Raw genomic sequence first — 16,108 nt, 5'->3', positions numbered from 1 at the left:
GCTCCGTATCTCCCCCGGCAAACCCCGCCATCTCGTGTGCCTGGGCTCGTCCACCGACACCGGCCATCACAGGCTAACCAACAGTTACCACAGTCGCGCCGAACCGCAGGTGTTCCGGCGTGCCAGACTGGCCGCGTGAACCCCGATTTCCCCGTCCCCTCCCGGCTGATCGTAACCGGAGCGCGCGGCCTGCTGGGGCGAGAGATCCTGCGGCTCGCGCCCGATTCCGCGGGCTACGGCAGAGCCGAGCTCGACATCACCGACCGCGCCGCCGTCGACGCCGTGTTGCGCCCGGGCGCGGTGGTGCTCAACTGCGCCGCCTACACCGCGGTCGACGCCGCCGAGACCGACCGCGACGCCGCCTTCGCGGCCAACGCCACCGGTCCCGCCGTACTGGCCGCCGCCTGCGCCGCGGCCGGGGCCCGGCTGATCCACGTCTCCACCGACTACGTCTTCCCCGGCACCGCGAGTACGCCCTACGAACCCGGCGACCCCACCGGACCGGCGACGGTCTACGGCCAGTCGAAGCTGGCGGGCGAGCGGGCGGTCCTGGAACTGAGCCCGGACGCGCAGGTCGTGCGCACCGCCTGGGTGTACTCCGGTGTCGAGGGGGATTTCGTCGCCACCATGCGCAGGCTGGAACGCGAACGCGACACCGTCACCGTGGTCGACGACCAGCTCGGCTCCCCCACCAGCGCCGCCGATCTCGCGGCCGCACTGCTCGAACTGAGTACCCGGCCCGACGCCCCACGAGTGCTGCACGCCACCAATTCCGGCACCGCCACCTGGTTCGATCTCGCCGTCGCCGTCTTCACCGAGGTCGGGGCGGATCCGGCGCGGGTGCTGGCGTGCGATTCGAGCGCCTTCCCCAGACCCGCACCGCGACCGCCCTATTCGGTGCTGTCCTCGGCGGCGTGGGACGCGGCCGGTCTCACCCCGCTGCGGCCTTGGCGTTCCGCACTAGCCGACGCACTCCGGCGCGTGTCCGACTAGGCTGCCCAGTCGTGAACGCAGCCGATTCCGCGGCCCCTGCGGGCCTTGCCGTCGTCACGGTGACTTATTCACCGGGCGAGCACCTCGAGCACTTCATCACCACCCTGGCCGACGCCACCAGCGAGAAGCCGCAGGTGATCCTGGCCGACAACGGCTCGACCGACGGCGTGCCCGAGCTCGTCGCCGAGGCCAACTCGCACGTGCGACTGCTGCGGACCGGCGGCAACATCGGCTACGGCGGTGCCATCAACCGGGCCGTCGCCGAGATCGACCCGTCGATCGAGTTCGTGATCCTGGCCAACCCGGACATCCGGTGGGGCGTCGATTCCATCGACAAGATGCTCGAGGCCGCCCAGCGCTGGCCGCGCGCGGGCGCGTTCGGGCCGATGGTCCGGGAGCCCGACGGCAGCGTCTACCCGTCCGCGCGCCGGGTCCCCGGCCTGGCCGACGGCGCGGGCCACGCCATCCTGGGCACCATCTGGCCGAAGAACCCCTGGTCGGTGCGCTATCGACAGGAGAACGAGGAGATCTCCGAGCGGGTGGTCGGCTGGCTGTCGGGGTCCTGCCTGCTGGTGCGCCGGGCCGCGTTCGACACCATCGACGGCTTCGACTCGCGCTACTTCATGTACATGGAGGACGTGGACTTCGGTGACCGCATGGGCAAGGCGGGCTGGCACAATGTGTTCGTCCCCGACGCCGAGGTGACCCATGCCAAGGGCCACGCCGCGGGCAAGCATCCCGAGCTGATGCTGCCCGCCCACCACGCCAGCGCCTACCGCTTCCAGGCCGACCGGCATCCACACTGGTGGCAGGCGCCGTTGCGGGGCGCGCTGCGCGCCGGACTTGCGGTTCGCTCCCGGATTGCGGTTCGATCGGCGCTGCGCGAGAAAGCGCGTTCCGCCTGAACCGTCAGCGCCAGGAGGCGGCAGCCCGCGTAACCACGTAGGGCGCCGGGGCAGGCAAAATCGGACACCGGCGCCTGAGCAGGCGCCGGTCCACTGTGAACAGGGGAAACTCGATGGCAGGCAACTCAGGCACCGACGCGGTCATCCTCGTCGGCGGACAGGGCACGCGGCTGCGTCCGCTCACCCTCTCGGCGCCCAAGCCGATGCTGCCGACGGCCGGGCTGCCGTTCCTGACCCACCTGCTGGCCCGCATCGCCGAGGCCGGGATCACCCACGTGGTGCTGGGCACCTCGTTCAAGGCCGAGGTGTTCGAAGAGCACTTCGGTGACGGCTCCGACCTGGGGCTCGAGCTCGAGTACGTCACCGAGACCGAGCCGCTGGGCACCGGTGGCGGTATCCGCAACGTGCTGCCCAAGCTGCGCGCGGACAACGTGATGGTGTTCAACGGCGACGTCCTGGGCGGCACCGACCTGGGCGCGATCCTCGACACCCACGAGTCGACCAACGCCGACGTCACCCTGCACCTGGTCCGGGTCAGCGACCCCCGCGCCTTCGGCTGCGTGCCGACCGACGCCGACGGCCGGGTCACCGCGTTCCTGGAGAAGACCCAGGACCCGCCGACCGACCAGATCAACGCGGGTTGCTACGTGTTCCGCCGCGAGTACATCGAGAAGATCCCGACCGGGCGTCCGGTCTCGGTCGAGCGCGAGGTCTTCCCCGCGCTGCTGGCCGAGGGCGCGCGGGTGCAGGGCCACGTCGACGCCTCCTACTGGCGCGATATGGGCACCCCGGAGGACTTCGTGCGCGGCTCGGCCGACCTGGTCCGCGGCATCGCCCCCTCGCCCGCGCTGCCGGGTCAGCGGGGTGAGTCGCTGGTGCATCCCGGTGCGGGTGTCGCCCCGGGCGCGCTGCTCATCGGCGGCACCGTGGTCGGCCGCGGCGCCGAGATCGGCGCCGGTGCCCGCCTGGACGGCGCGGTCATCTTCGACGGCGCGATCGTGGAAGCGGGCGCCACCGTCGAACGTTCCATCGTCGGCTTCGGCGCCCGGATCGGTCCGCGCGCACTGGTCCGCGACGGCGTCATCGGCGACGGCGCCAATGTCGGCGCGCGCTGCGAACTCCTGCGCGGTGCGCGGGTGTGGCCCGGCGTGGAGATCCCCGACGGCGGCATCCGCTTCTCCACCGACGTCTGATCCATCCACCCCGCGGCCGACCCGGAACGCCCGCTCGCCTAGCTGAAGCCGACCGCCTGGTCGCCCCAGGCGGTGTGCAGGTCGGCGTCGGGGTTGTCGACCACGCGATCGATGGTGTCGATGAGCAGGGTGGTGCGGTCCGAGGGCCGGTAGTGGGGCCAGTGCTTGGAGCCGTCCAGGGCCGCGGGCACGCCGTGTTCGGCGAAGGCCAGCCAGCGGCGCTGCATGCGGCCCGAGACCGCGACCGAGGCCTTGCGGCCGCCGAGCCAGAAGGTCGGGTCGTGGTTGAGCGTGCCGAAATTGCCGAAGACGTACGGCAATTCGGTGGCGTGTCCGGCGCCGACGCGCGCGGCCTTCAACATCGGGGTCGCGTAGTCGAAGCGGTACATCCAGGTCGGCGAATGCTGGGCGTGCGCCTCGGCGACCCACGCCGCGGGCATTCGGAAGGCCGCGTCGGTCGACATGGCCAGCGCCCCTCGGGTTTTCGCCAGATCGGGGTAGGCGGAGGTGATCTCGGCGATCCGCTCGGGTGACATCTCCGGATGCGAGGCCGCGACATCGCGCAGCATCGCGTTCACCGCGTCGGGCGTCACCGGCATGATCGGCGAGCGCAGCACCCGGAACAGCGAGGCCTCGTCCCGATTGGTCCCGATCAGCAGCGGCACCCGATGCGAACGCCCCTGCTGGAAGCGGTCGATCGGGTAGCCCGGCAACAGCTCACCGTCGACCACCGGCGCCGCGGCCAGCCTGCCCGGCTCCTTGATCGGCACCTCGTCGAGCAGCACCGCGCCCACCTCGACGAGCTGCTCGATCGGCAGCTCCAGCAGCCGATCCGCCTCGCCCGGACCGAGTTCGAGCAGTTCCAGGTAGCGCTGCGCGACGACGGCCGCGCGTTCCTGGCCGAATACCGTGGTGGCGGGCGGACTCTGGGCGATCGCCTTGTGGAACAACCCCGCCGCCGACGGCGAGGTGAGCAGCGCCGTCACACAGCCCGCGCCCGAGGACTCACCGAAGACCGTGACATTGCCCGGGTCGCCGCCGAACGCCGCGATGTTGTCGCGCACCCAGGCCAGCGCCGCCAGCTGATCGTGCAGGCCGAGATTCGGGGTGAACGGCTCGCCGAACGCGGACAGATCGAGGAAGCCGAGCACGCCGAGCCGGTAGTTCACCGAGACGACGACCACGTCGCCCGCCTCGGCCAGCTTGCGCCCGTCGTAGATGGTCTGCGCCGCGGTGCCGAGGCAGTAGGCGCCGCCGTGCAGCCAGACCAGCACCGGGCGCGGCTCGTCGTCGCTGGGTTCGGGGCGCGGGGACCAGACGTTGACCCACAGACAGTCCTCGCCCATCGCCAGATCGGAGTCGACCGGGACCATCGCGCCCATGGCCTGCGGGGCGATGTCGCCGAACACGACGCAGTCGCGCACTCCGTCCCAGGGCTGCGGGGGCCGCGGCAGCGAGAACCGGTCCGGTCCGGCGGGCGCGGCGGCATACGGGACGCTGCGCCATACCGCGATCGGCCCGTCCCAGGTCCCGCTGACGACGCCGTACTCCGTGCGGGCCAGTGGTTCGGCTTCGTGCGTCCGCACGTCGGCGTCGAGATCGGACTGAATGCTCATCGCACACCTCCTAGCCGGCGCGACCCACGGGTGCCTGTGTATTTGCTCCCGCGGGCCGCAGCACCTGGTGACTCCTTACGAGAGTACGTCCGCGCGGCCGGGTCAGCCTCCCAACGCACCATTCCCGCAGGTAACAGTTACTTCCCGGAACACGCCCGAACCGCCTTTCAGCGCGCCAACCGACCGTCACGATGCGCATTCGGCCACGTCTGGCGCCCGCTCCCGCCCCAGCTCCGCCGAGGTGGACCGACGCCTCGCATCATTTGCTGCGAATACGCTGGAATCGTCTGCCGTGCCCACGGTCACCGGCGGAACTGCCGACGGTGAGCAAGCCCACCCGACCTCCGCACCGTCGAAGACCCTCGACATACACGCCCGCCTAGACTGGGCCGATGCCGAACTACAGCTTCCGGTGCCGCTCCTGCGGCGACACGTTCGAGGTGAACCGGCCGATGGCGCAGGCCTCGGACCCGGCCGCCTGCCCGGCGGGCCACGACGACACGGTCAAACTGCTGACCACCTTCGGAACCGTCGGTCGTGCAGGCGCCCCCGCCCCGGTACCCGCGCCGAGGCCGGCCGGTGGCGGCTGCTGTGGCGGCGGCGGCTGCTGCTGACCGGCGCACTGAACATCGCTGGTACGCCGCGTGACTCAGTCGCGGCGGTCGGAGTGGCCCAGGTCGCGGTCGGGGGCGATGCGGTCGCGGACCCGCTGCTTGAGGACGGCGATGTCGGGGAAGCCGCCGTCGGCCTTGCGTTCCCACAGCTGCTCGCCGTCGAGGGTGATCCGGAAGATGCCGCCCTGCCCGGGGACCAGCGCGACCTCGCCGAGTTCGGTGGCGAAGGTGGTCAGCAGTTCCTGAGCCATCCAGCTCGCGCGCAGCAGCCAGCGGCATTGGGTGCAGTACTCGATCGCGATCCTGGGCACGGGGCCAGTATTCCCCAGCGGTGTTTCAGGCGTGGAACGTGCCGTCGAGGTAGACCCACGCGCCGTCGACGCGGACGAAGGTGCTGTTCTCGTGCATCGTGTCGCGTGCGCCGTCCACCCTGTAGTGGGCGATGAACTCGACGGTGCCGTTGTCGTCGAACGGGCCACCGCGCTGCGTGCCGACGATTTCCAGGAACAGCCACCGCTGGGCGGGGTCGAGTTCGAGCTCGGCGGGCCGGGTGTTCGGATGCCAGGAACGCAGCAGATAGTCGACGTCGCCGACGACGTAGGCGGTGTAGCGCGAGCGCATCAGGGTCTCGGCGGTAGGCGCGGGCCGGATGCCCGCCAGGATCGGCCCGCAGCAGTCGTCGAACGATTCGCCGCGGCGGCACGGACACGGTTTCGCTTCACCCATGCCGGTCATCCTGCCGGGTCGCGACCGGTGGCGGCCACGCGGGATCAGCCGAACGGCTGGTGCGCGAGCGGGACCAGTTCCAGGGTCCGCGCGAGGTCGCCGGTCTGGTCACGCCAGCGCCGCAGGTCGGTCACGCTGGGAGCCATCTCGTAGTCGAGGTGGTGGGCGGCCCGGGACAGCGCCGCCCACAGCGCCCCGACCTGCCCTGCCGTCTCCGGGCCCGCGTACACCCGCAGGGCCAGCAACTGAGCCCGCATCGGACAGCGCATGAGCTCGGGGGCGATCTGGGCCCACAGTTCGTCGACGGCCTGCTCGAGGGCGAGGCGCAGAATCCACGCGACCGCCCGCGACCACACCCCACCGGCGTCGGAGACGTCGCCGGACAGCAGGTTCTCGGCGGCCTCCAGCCGTTCGGCCACCGACGGGCGCGGGGTGTACTTCGCGCGCCGCGGCCTGCCCCGGCGATTCACCGGCACACCATCGACGTGCCACCGGGGTCGCCGAGCGGCCCGCCCCCGCTCACGTGCGCACCGCGGCGGGCTCGTGCGCGCGCAGCCAGGAGATGAATCGTTCGGTGTCGCTGATCAATTCCCGCATCGGACGGTCGATCGGCACGTGCGCGCCTGCGGTGGCGTCGCGCAGGACACCGACCAGCCAGCGGCCGCCGACCGCGCTCAGATGCTTGTTGAGATCGTCGACCCGGGCCCCGGGACCCATGATCGCCAGGGTGATCATGGCGCGAGTGGTGTGCGCGTTGCGCACCCGCCGTTCCACTTCGCCGTGCTCGAGCCCGGCGGCGAGCAGTTCCTGGCGGGCCTTGGCCAGCCCCGCCGCCTCGATCGCGGAGCGGCAGCAGGTGGCGACGAGCTCGTCGGCGATGGCGGGCGGCAGCTGCGGGGTGCGCAGCAGCGAGCGGGCGTCGTCGAGATAGCGGCGCACCGGGTCGCCGGTCACCCGCACCTCGACCACGGAACGTTCCCGGCGCTGCACCTCGAGCACGGTGGCGTCGAGCTGCATCCGGCGCACCGCTTCGGCGAGTCGCTCGTCGTGGGTGAACACCACCACTTGGCGCGTGGTGGCCACCTCGGCCAGCACCCTGGCCAGGCCGTCGACCTTCGCCGGGTCCATCGCCTGCACCGGGTCGTCGATCATCACGAAGCGGAACGGGCTGTGCGACATGGTGGCTCGCGGCAGGAACAGCGACAGCCCGAGCGCGTGCAGCTCGCCCTGGCTCATCACGCCGAGCGCGGCACCGTCCACCTCGTCGACGGTCACATCCAGCAGGACCCGCCGCGCGGTGCCCGCGCTGCCCTGCAACCGGATCGCGCCGAGCTCCACATTGCTCTGCTGCCGCAGCGTGCTCCACACCCAGCGCGCGGTGCTCTCCAGCGGGCGCATCCGTTCGCCACGGATGGTCGCGGTCGCCGATTTGAGCCAGTCCGCCGCCTTCTTCACCACCCGCAGTTCGGCCGCGTCGGCGGAGACCGCGCGGGCGGGGTCGAGCCAGGCGAGGATGCGCGGGACGAGCGGGGACCACACGGCGTCGAGGCGCTCGAGTTCGGCACAGGTATCGCGTTGCAGGGCAGTGAGTTCGGTGGCCAACGCGTCATAGGTGTCACGCAGCCGCTCCGGGAACCCGTCATCGTGGTCGGCCTCACCGAGCTCGGCCCACACCGACCAGAGCGCGCGCACCGCCGACACCCGCCGCCTGAGCGGCACCTCGTCACCGGCCACCTGCCCGTCGCCGGACGCGGCCTTGCCGTCCAGCGCGGCACCAGCACCCAGCGCCGCTCGGCCGCCCGTCGAGGCCTTGCCACCCAACGTGACACCAGCACCCGGCGCGGTCTTGCCGCCCAGCGCGGCGCTGTCACCAGGTGCGGCATTGCTGCTCGGTGTATCGCCGACCGGAGGCGCGGTGCCGAGTTCGGTGGGAAGGCGCGAGGTGAGCGAGCGGGCGGCGGCCGTCGCCGTCTCGAACTCCGCGCGGGCCGTGCGCAGGGCGGCGAGTTGGGTTTCGCGCTGGCCTATTTCGGCATCGGCGGCGGCGAGCCAGGCGGTGTCGAGGTCGCCGCGGCCGCAGACCGGGCAGGGGCAGGTGCCGCCTGCGGTGACGTGTTCGCGGGCGCGGGTGAGCAATTCGAGGACGCGCAGATCGGCTTCGGCGTCGGTGGTGGCGTGGCGCGACAGCGCGGCCGAGGCCTCGGCCAGGCGATCCACGACCGCGGCGACCCGGGCCGGATCGGGCAGGGACAGGCGCAGGATCGCCCGGAGTCCCTCGGGACCGTCCGGGCCGAGCACCGACCCGGCGACCGCGGCGGCCACCGCGTCGAGATCGGGCTCGGGCACGCGCAGCAGGTCGGCGACATGGCGGGCGCGATCGTCGTCGGCGTCGGCGAGTTCGGCGAGCAGGTCGGTGCGGGACTGCCGCGAATCCTTCACGGCGCGTTCGAGTTCCAGCTTGCGCAGGCGGATGTGCTCGGCGGCGGCGGCCAGTTCGTCGAGACCGAGCAGGCGGTGCAGCGCGTCGAACAGGTCGCTCGGCTTGCCGTCGACCAGGGCGCCGAGTTCGCTGTAGGACAGGAACGGGCGGTACAGGTCGAGCCGGCCGCGCCTGCTGCGCGGGTCGATCGCGACGGTGCGCTCCGTGCCGCGGCGCTCGGTCCACTGCGCCTCGCCGAGTTCGCCGCCGGGCGCCCAGTGGGTGGCGACCGTGAGCTCGGCGTTCTCGCCCGCGGTGAGCAGGTCGACCTCGATCCGGGCCAGGTCGGGTTCGTGCAGGTTGCGCCAGCCTTCGCGCCACGCGGTCGAGCGGCCGTCCCAGCGCCGGTTGCCGCCGGTCAGCGCGAACTCCGCGGCCTCGGCGAAGCTGGACTTGCCGCTGCCGTTGCGCCCGACGACCAGGGTCAGCCCGGGCCCGGGGTTCAGGCGGAGCGTGGCCGTCGGCCCGATGCCGCGGAAGCCGTGCACGGTGATCGAGCGCAGGAAGACCCCGGTATCCCCGGAATCCGGTGCGGCTCGATCACCGTCGGCCTCGACGAGGGCTGCCAGCACGCACTCGGCGACCCGCCCCTCCACGGCGGGGTCGGCGGCGAGCTCACGCGCGACCACTTCGGCGATGCGATCCGAGCACACTTCTGCGACTTCCCCCTTCGCGGCCGCACGCACCGCGGCGGCCGATCTGCCCGGCCCACGAGATCCTCCTCGGCAAACGCTACCTGATCGCGGAGCGTTCGCCCAGGGGATGCGCAGTGCCCCAGCGAATCTGCCCGCGGGAGTGGAATGGCCATCGTGGCGCCACGGCGGGCCCCTCGATGTCCACCCCTCGCCCACCCCGGCGGGCAGCTCGATGAGGTGTTCACACCCGCGCTACGCTGCGGTGAGCGACGTGGGCGGTCCGGGCGAGCCGAACAGGTCAGAATGCCAGACTTTGCGTCAGTCGGCAAGTCCAACGGCGTGAATCTGCCACCGCGGCAGTGTTTTCCAGGAGATTCGCCGACGTGAACGGCAGTTGTCGGTCCCCTGCGGTACATATTTCGGCGACAGAGAACGGGGGAAGGCGATGACCGACCGACAGGCGCCGTGGACCGAGGACCAGGTCCGTGCACTCGCGCCGGACGCGAGCTCACTGGCTGCCGCACGCAAGCTGGCCGGTCGCTGGCGCGAGACCGGAGCCGCGGGGAGCGCGGTGTGGGGGCTGTGCCAGGGCAGCGGCGCCAAGCCGTATCAGACGATCGTCGACCTGGCCGGGCCCGCGTACAAGTGCTCCTGCCCGAGCCGCAAGTTTCCGTGCAAGCACGCGCTGTCGCTGCTGCTGAGCTGGTCCGGCGGCGCGGTGGCGGCCCAGGAGGCGCCCGCCGATTTCGCGGCGGAGTGGCTCGCGGGCCGGGCGGCCAAGGCGGCGGCCCCGCCCAAGACCAAGGCCACGTCCACGCCGTCGCAGGCTACTGTCGAGCAACGCCGGGCCAGGGTATCGGCGGGACTGACCGAGCTGGAGGTGTGGCTCACCGACCAGATCCGGACCGGCCTGGCCCAGACCGACCGCTCGTTCGCCGCCTACGAGTCGATCGCGGCCCGCATGGTCGACGCCCAGGCGCCCGGCGTCGCGGCGACCCTGCGCCGGCTGCCCGCCGCCGTGCTGACCACCGAGCACTGGCCCGAGCTGCTGCTGCGTGAATACGCCCGGCTGCATCTGCTGGTGCTGGCCCACCGCACCATCGACGCCGTTCCCGAGCCGTTGCAGGCCGGTATCCGCACCCACGTCGGCTATCCGACGCAGGCCGAGACGGTGCTCGCCGAGCCCGCGGTGCGTGATCGCTGGCTGGTGCTCGGTATGCGGGTCAGCGAGGAGGAGCGGCTGCACACCCGGCGCACCTGGTTGCGCGGCCGGAGCAGTGGACGCTGGGCCGTCCTGATCGAACATTCCTTCGGCACACCGAATTTCACCGGCGAGGTGCCCGCGCCCGGCCACGCGGTCGATGCCGATCTGCACTTCTACCCCGGTGCCGCGCCGCTGCGCGTGCAGTGGGGCGCCCGCCACGGCGTCCCCGAGCCGTTCACCACCGTGCCCGCGATCGGCGGTGTCAGCATCGGCGACGCGCTCGACGCCTACGCCTCGGCGCTGGGCGCCGATCCGTGGCTGCGCGCGTGGCCCGCCCTGCTGGCCGACGTGGTGCCGGTGCTCGACGAGCACGGCTGGCAGCTCGTCGACGCCGACGGCGCGGCGCTGCCGCTGCCCGCCGGGGTGCGGCCGTGGCGGCTGTTCGCGGTCGCCGGTGGTCATCCGGTGACGGTCACCGGCGAGTGGCGCGCCGACGGATTCGATCCGATCTCGGTGTTCAGCGCGGGCGAGGTCACCGATCTGGAGACCGAGTTCCCCACCCACTCGGCGCCGACTCCCGAACTGGCCGAACTGGTCTCGGTCGCGCTGCTCGGCACCGCGCGGCGCAGCGCCGACGGGGTCCGGCTCGACGCCGCCGTCACGGCGGCGGTACCGCAGCGCGCGGGCGAACCGGCGGTCCGCCTGCTCGACGCGGCCGCCCTGCAAGATCTCTACCTGCGCGGCGGCCGGATGCCGGGTACCGCGCCGAAGCCAGAGCCTGCGCCGGACGACCCGCGCCCGCTGCTGCCCCGCCAGGCCGCCAACCGACTTCGCCGCCTGCTGACCGAGAAGTCGGCGTTCCTGCCCGAATGGTTCGCCGCCGCGGCACCGTTCGACTACCGGCTGCCGGATGTGCTGTGCGTGCCCGCGCTCACCGCGGCCGCCGACGCCCAGTTGCGCGGGCCGCTGCTGCGGCTGGCCGGCCGGCGCGGCCGGTGGCTGGCGGCGCGGAACCCGGCGTGGTCGGGTCTGCTCGATTCGTTCCCGGTGGACCGGGTCGCCGCTCCCTCCGTACCCGAGAATGCCGGCGGATCACCTGGCGCGGCGGATGTCTGGTTGTTCGGCACACCGGGTGAGCGCAAGGACTGGCTGGCGCGGCTGCGTCGTACCGATCCCGCCGCCGCGCTCGAGGTGCTGGGTACCGCGTGGGCCAAGGAATCGGGTCCGATCAAGGCCGAGCTGCTCGCGCTGCTCGTCGACGGGCTGAGTCTCGACGACGAAGCCCTGCTCGAGCGCGCCCTCGACGATCGCCGCGGCGATGTGCGGCGCACCGCGGCGGGCCTGCTGGCCCGGCTGCCCGGTTCGGCGCTGGGGCAGCGGATGGCGGCGCTGGTGTCGTCGTGGCTGCGCGTCGCCGCCGACGGCACGGTCGAGGTCGCCGTGCCCGCCGCGGTCGACGCGCAGGCCAGGCGCGACGGCATCACCGACGGCACCGACCAGGCCACCCTGCGCTGGGACACCCCGGACTCGACGCTCAAGACGCTGCACCAGGCGATCGCGGCGACCCCGCTGACCGCGTGGGATCAGCTCGTCGGCGCCACCGGATCGGCCACCGCGACCGCCGCCCTGACCCTGACCCTGCCGCCGCGCTACGCCAAGGCGATCGTCGACGGCTGGGTCGACGCCGCTCTCACCCAGCGCGACACCTCCTGGGCCCGTGCGCTGTTCGCGCACGCGACCCCGACCGAGCAGGCCGTCCTGCGCCGCCGCGAGCTGTTCACTCTGCTCGATGCCGCAGACCGGATCGAGCACGTGCTCGACCTCGACGCGCACCAGCTCACCGAACTGCACGCGATCCTGCCCGGCCTCGACCACCCGTGGCCGCGACCGGTCGCCGAGCACGTGGTGCGACTGCTCGGTACACGCGCCCGCACGACCTCCCGGCAGGCCCACGCGAACGCCGGCGTGTACGCCGACCGGGCCCTGATCACCGCGGCGGGCGTCCATCTGCCCGTCGACCTGGCCGCGCGCGTCACCGCGCTCGCCGACAGCACCGACGACCCCGCCTGGCAACAGGCCTTCCACCGCCTCGCCCACGACCTCACCGACCGCGCGACCATGCTCGAGGAGCTGCGATGACCACCACCGAACCGGCAACCACCCTGTTGCGTCCGCACGCCGAACAGGCCTTCGCCGACGAGCTGGCCGCGCTGGGCCGCGTCGACGACCGGCCCCGGCCGCCGTCCTGGCGGCTCTCGCCGTGGGCGGTGGTCACCTATGTGCTCGGTGGCACGCTCGCCGACGGCACGGTCATCACCCCGAAGTACGTCGGGCCGCGGCGGCTGATGGAAGTGGCCGTCGCGACCCTGGCCACCGATCGCGCGCTGCTGCTGCTCGGCGTGCCCGGCACCGCGAAGACCTGGGTGTCGGAACATCTCTCGGCCGCCATCAGCGGGGAGTCGACGCTGCTGGTGCAGGGCACCTCGGGCACCGCCGAGGAGGCGATCCGCTACGGCTGGAACTACGCCCGGCTGCTGGCCGAGGGCCCGAGCGATGCCGCACTGGTGGCCTCGCCGGTGATGACGGCCATGCGGACCGGAGCCATCGCTCGCATCGAGGAGCTGACCCGCATCCCGTCGGATGTGCAGGACGCGCTGATCACCATCCTGTCCGAGAAGACCCTGCCGGTGCCCGAGCTGGGCGCGGAAGTGCAGGCGGCCAAGGGTTTCAACGTGATCGCCACCGCCAACGATCGCGATCGCGGCGTGAACGATCTGTCCTCGGCGCTGCGCCGCCGCTTCAACACCGTGGTGCTGCCGCTGCCCGCCGACGAGGATTCCGAGGTCGCCATCGTCAGCAGGCGCGTCGAACAGCTCGGCGCCGCACTGGAATTGCCGACCGTGCCCGCCGCGGCCGAGGAGGTCCGCCGGGTGGTGCGGGTGTTCCGCGAACTGCGCTCCGGGATCACCGCCGACGGCCGCACCAAGCTCAAGTCGCCCTCGGGCACGCTGTCCACGGCCGAGGCCATCTCGGTGATCACCAACGGCCTGGCTCTGTCGGCGCACTTCGGTGACGGCGTGCTGCGCGCGTCCGATATCGCGGGCGCCGTGCTCGGTTCGGTGATCAAGGACCCGGTCGCCGACTCGGTGATCTGGACCGAATACCTCGAGGCCGTGGTGCGCGAGCGCCCGGACTGGGCCGACTTCTACCGCGCCTGCCGCGAGATTTCGCACTGACGCCGGGGCCGACGGGGAGGACGGAACAGACCGCACACATGGGGTTTTCGATGAATCAGACCGAGAACGAGGTCACCGCGGAATCGACCGCGCACGAGAACCAGGCGGGCCGCAGGGCCGAGCCGGGTGACGCCGCGGTGACGCGCGTGTTCGGCATCCGCCACCACGGGCCGGGTTCGGCCCGATCGCTGCGGCAGGCGCTCGAGGAGTTCCGCCCCGACGCCATCCTCATCGAGGGTCCCGCCGACGCCGACCCCCTGGTCGGCTTCGTCGCCGCCGACACCATGAATCCGCCGGTCGCCCTGCTGGCGTATGTCCCGGATACCCCTGCCCGAGCCGCCTTCTGGCCGTTCGCGGTGTTTTCCCCGGAGTGGCAGGCCATGCGCTACGGCGTCGACCACGCCGTGCCGGTGCGCTTCTGCGATCTGCCCGCCGCGATCACTCTGGCCGCCGACGACGAGTCACGCGGCGACCGCACCGATCCGCTGGCCGCCCTCGCCTCGGCCGCGGGCTATGACGACGCCGAGCGCTGGTGGGACGCCGTCGTCGAATCCGTCCCCGACAGTGCCGCTTTCGACGCCATCGCCGAGGCGATGGCCGCCCTGCGCGAGGACGCGATCCATCACGCGCCGACCGGGCACCCCGACCGGGCGACACCGGAACCAGACTTCGCCGCGCTCCCTACCGAGACGGCACTTCCCCACCGCGATGAGCTCCCCAGCGATGATTCGCCGTCTCCGGACCTCCTCGCCGTACCCGAATCGGGCTCTCCGCTGACTGCCGATCCCGAGAACCCCGCGCTCGCACCGCTGGTCGTGGACCAGCACACCCTGCGACGCGAGGCGTACATGCGGCAGGTGATGCGGCAGACGCTCAAGGACGGGGCGAAGCGGCTGGCCGTGGTGTGCGGCGCCTGGCACGCGCCCGCACTGACCGGGACGCTCGGACCGGCCGCGCCGGACGCGCGGCTGCTCAAGGGATTGCCGAAGATCAAGACCGCGCTGACCTGGGTGCCGTGGACGCATTCGCGGCTGGCGGCGGGCTCGGGGTACGGGGCCGGGGTCACCTCGCCGGGCTGGTATCACCACCTGTTCACCGAGACCGAGCGCCCGGTGGCGCGCTGGCTGACCAAGGTCGCCGGGGTCCTGCGGGCGCACGATCTGCCGGTGTCGAGCGCGCACATCATCGAAGCGGTGCGGCTGGCCGACACCCTGGCCGCGCTGCGCGGGCGGCCGCTGGCCGGATTGTCCGAGGTCACCGAGGCCGTGCGCGCGGTGATGTGCGGCGGCGACGAGACCATGCTGCGGCTGGTGATCGACGAACTCGTGGTCGGTGAGACGCTCGGCGGCGTCCCCGCGGACACCCCGACCGTGCCGCTGGCGGCGGATCTGCGGGCACGCAGCAAGACCCTGCGGCTCAAGCAGGAAGCCCTGGCCCGCACGGTCGATCTGGACCTGCGCAAGGAGCGTGATGTCGAGCGCTCGCAGCTGCTGCACCGGCTGCGGCTGCTCGGCGTCGACTGGGGCACCCCGACGGTCGGCGAGGTCCGCAACACCGGCACCTTCCGGGAGACCTGGACCCTGCGCTGGGAACCGGAATTCGAGGTCCGCATCGTCGAGGCCGCGGTCTGGGGCACCACGCTGCGCACCGCCGCCGAAGCCAAGATCCTCGACACCGCGAGCCGGGACGGCGTCTCCGTCGCCGATCTCGCCGACGCGCTGGAGATGGCGCTGCTGGCCGATCTGGGCGGGGCCACCGACGGCCTGATCACCCGGCTGGAAGCGGCCGCGGCGCTCGACCACGACGTCACTCATCTGCTGGGCGCGCTCCCCGGGCTGACCAGGACGCTGCGCTACGGCGATGTCCGGGGCACCGACACCAAGGCGCTGGCCCACGTGGCCGACGGGCTGCTGGTGCGGATCTGCGCCGGCCTGCCCGGCGCCGTCACCGGTCTCGACACCGACGCGGCCGAGGCGCTGCGCGCCCAGATCGATGCCGCGCACACCGCGATCAGCACCCGCGACGACGACCACACCACCAGCGAATGGCTGGCCACGCTGCAGCGCATCGCCGATCGCGACGATGTGCACGGCGCGATCAGCGGCCGCGCGGTGCGCCTGCTGTGCGACGCCGAACGCATCGACGACGCCGACTCGGCCCGTCGCCTGGCCGCCGCGCTGTCGGTCGGCAACACCCCCGCCGCCAAGGCCGCCTGGATCGACGGCTTCCTCGGCGGGCGCGGCCTGCTCCTGGTCCACGACCGGGAGTTGTTGCGCCGCATCGACGAGTGGCTCCGCGAACTCAGCGAGGACCAGTTCGTCGCCACCCTTCCCCTGCTGCGCCGCACCTTCGGCTCCTTCGAATCCGGCGAGCGCCGCGCCATCGGCCAGGCGCTGCGCGACACCGGCACCACCCCGGCCGCCGCCACCGGCGCGACGCCGATCGACCCGGTGCGCGGGCAGCTCGCCCTGCGCGCCGCCACCGCGATCCTCGGCGCCGCCGGATGA

Annotated in this window: 12 protein-coding genes; 7 read left to right on the top strand and 5 right to left on the bottom strand. The window is 72.5% G+C overall.

Features of this window, described 5'->3' with window-relative positions; genetic code table 11:
* Window positions 1-135: 135 nt before the first annotated feature.
* From rfbD to ACIO52_RS05460, 3 genes are all read left to right on the top strand, one after another.
* A complete protein-coding gene (gene rfbD, locus ACIO52_RS05470; RefSeq protein WP_218718607.1) occupies window positions 136-993 on the top strand; it encodes a dTDP-4-dehydrorhamnose reductase in 858 nt (285 codons plus the stop codon).
* Between the two features lie 11 nt (window positions 994-1,004).
* On the top strand, window positions 1,005-1,898 hold the full coding sequence (locus ACIO52_RS05465; RefSeq protein WP_218718606.1) for a glycosyltransferase family 2 protein: 894 nt from the start codon (window positions 1,005-1,007) through the stop codon (window positions 1,896-1,898).
* A gap of 113 nt (window positions 1,899-2,011) precedes the next feature.
* Window positions 2,012-3,091, top strand: a complete 1,080-nt coding sequence (locus ACIO52_RS05460; protein WP_218718605.1) for a sugar phosphate nucleotidyltransferase — start codon at window positions 2,012-2,014, stop codon at window positions 3,089-3,091.
* Between the two features lie 38 nt (window positions 3,092-3,129).
* Here ACIO52_RS05460 and ACIO52_RS05455 read toward each other — a convergent pair whose 3' ends face one another.
* Window positions 3,130-4,707 (bottom strand): carboxylesterase/lipase family protein, encoded by a 1,578-nt coding sequence (locus ACIO52_RS05455; protein WP_218718604.1) that lies wholly within the window; start codon window positions 4,705-4,707, stop codon window positions 3,130-3,132.
* A 392-nt stretch (window positions 4,708-5,099) separates the two neighbouring features.
* Here ACIO52_RS05455 and ACIO52_RS05450 point away from each other — a divergent pair, with 392 nt between their 5' ends.
* Window positions 5,100-5,321 carry a zinc ribbon domain-containing protein gene (locus tag ACIO52_RS05450; RefSeq protein ID WP_218718603.1) on the top strand — a complete coding sequence of 74 codons (222 nt, stop codon included), beginning with the start codon at window positions 5,100-5,102 and terminating at the stop codon, window positions 5,319-5,321.
* A gap of 35 nt (window positions 5,322-5,356) precedes the next feature.
* On the opposite strand, the gene ACIO52_RS05445 is transcribed toward ACIO52_RS05450, so the two are convergent.
* Genes ACIO52_RS05445 through ACIO52_RS05430 form a run of 4 tightly spaced genes read right to left on the bottom strand, consistent with a single transcriptional unit; the run spans window position 5,357 to window position 9,179 of the window.
* Window positions 5,357-5,632, bottom strand: a complete 276-nt coding sequence (locus tag ACIO52_RS05445) for a SelT/SelW/SelH family protein (RefSeq protein WP_218718602.1) — start codon at window positions 5,630-5,632, stop codon at window positions 5,357-5,359.
* 25 nt (window positions 5,633-5,657) lie between these two features.
* Window positions 5,658-6,056 (bottom strand): YchJ family protein, encoded by a 399-nt coding sequence (locus ACIO52_RS05440; protein WP_218718601.1) that lies wholly within the window; start codon window positions 6,054-6,056, stop codon window positions 5,658-5,660.
* 35 nt (window positions 6,057-6,091) lie between these two features.
* Window positions 6,092-6,517, bottom strand: coding sequence for a hypothetical protein (locus ACIO52_RS05435; RefSeq protein WP_218718600.1), 426 nt, complete (start codon window positions 6,515-6,517; stop codon window positions 6,092-6,094).
* A 49-nt stretch (window positions 6,518-6,566) separates the two neighbouring features.
* Window positions 6,567-9,179, bottom strand: coding sequence for an AAA family ATPase (locus tag ACIO52_RS05430; RefSeq protein WP_402641889.1), 2,613 nt, complete (start codon window positions 9,177-9,179; stop codon window positions 6,567-6,569).
* A gap of 427 nt (window positions 9,180-9,606) precedes the next feature.
* Between ACIO52_RS05430 and ACIO52_RS05425 the strand changes: the two genes are divergently transcribed.
* Genes ACIO52_RS05425 through ACIO52_RS05415 form a run of 3 tightly spaced genes read left to right on the top strand, consistent with a single transcriptional unit; the run spans window position 9,607 to window position 16,108 of the window.
* Entirely contained in the window at window positions 9,607-12,504 is a 2,898-nt protein-coding gene (locus tag ACIO52_RS05425; protein WP_402641887.1) for a DUF5691 domain-containing protein, read from the top strand.
* Window positions 12,501-13,601, top strand: a complete 1,101-nt coding sequence (locus ACIO52_RS05420; protein WP_218718597.1) for an AAA family ATPase — start codon at window positions 12,501-12,503, stop codon at window positions 13,599-13,601. Before ACIO52_RS05425 ends, ACIO52_RS05420 begins: the two co-directional genes overlap by 4 nt.
* A 50-nt stretch (window positions 13,602-13,651) precedes the next feature.
* Window positions 13,652-16,108, top strand: coding sequence for a DUF5682 family protein (locus ACIO52_RS05415; RefSeq protein ID WP_316575912.1), 2,457 nt, complete (start codon window positions 13,652-13,654; stop codon window positions 16,106-16,108).

The organism is Nocardia sp. NPDC087230, assembly GCF_044744725.1.
Classification (GTDB): domain Bacteria; phylum Actinomycetota; class Actinomycetes; order Mycobacteriales; family Mycobacteriaceae; genus Nocardia; species Nocardia canadensis.
This window is presented reverse-complemented; position numbering and strand designations above follow the sequence as displayed.

What these genes read in the sequence shown, in the direction of transcription:
- ACIO52_RS05460 (WP_218718605.1), top strand. Translation starts at nt 2,012, where the DNA reads ATGGCAGGCAACTCAGGCACCGACGCGGTCATCCTCGTCGGCGGACAG.
- ACIO52_RS05455 (WP_218718604.1), bottom strand. Translation starts at nt 4,707, where the DNA reads ATGAGCATTCAGTCCGATCTCGACGCCGACGTGCGGACGCACGAAGCC.
- ACIO52_RS05450 (WP_218718603.1), top strand. Translation starts at nt 5,100, where the DNA reads ATGCCGAACTACAGCTTCCGGTGCCGCTCCTGCGGCGACACGTTCGAG.
- ACIO52_RS05440 (WP_218718601.1), bottom strand. Translation starts at nt 6,056, where the DNA reads ATGACCGGCATGGGTGAAGCGAAACCGTGTCCGTGCCGCCGCGGCGAA.
- ACIO52_RS05425 (WP_402641887.1), top strand. Translation starts at nt 9,607, where the DNA reads ATGACCGACCGACAGGCGCCGTGGACCGAGGACCAGGTCCGTGCACTC.
- ACIO52_RS05420 (WP_218718597.1), top strand. Translation starts at nt 12,501, where the DNA reads ATGACCACCACCGAACCGGCAACCACCCTGTTGCGTCCGCACGCCGAA.
- ACIO52_RS05415 (WP_316575912.1), top strand. Translation starts at nt 13,652, where the DNA reads ATGAATCAGACCGAGAACGAGGTCACCGCGGAATCGACCGCGCACGAG.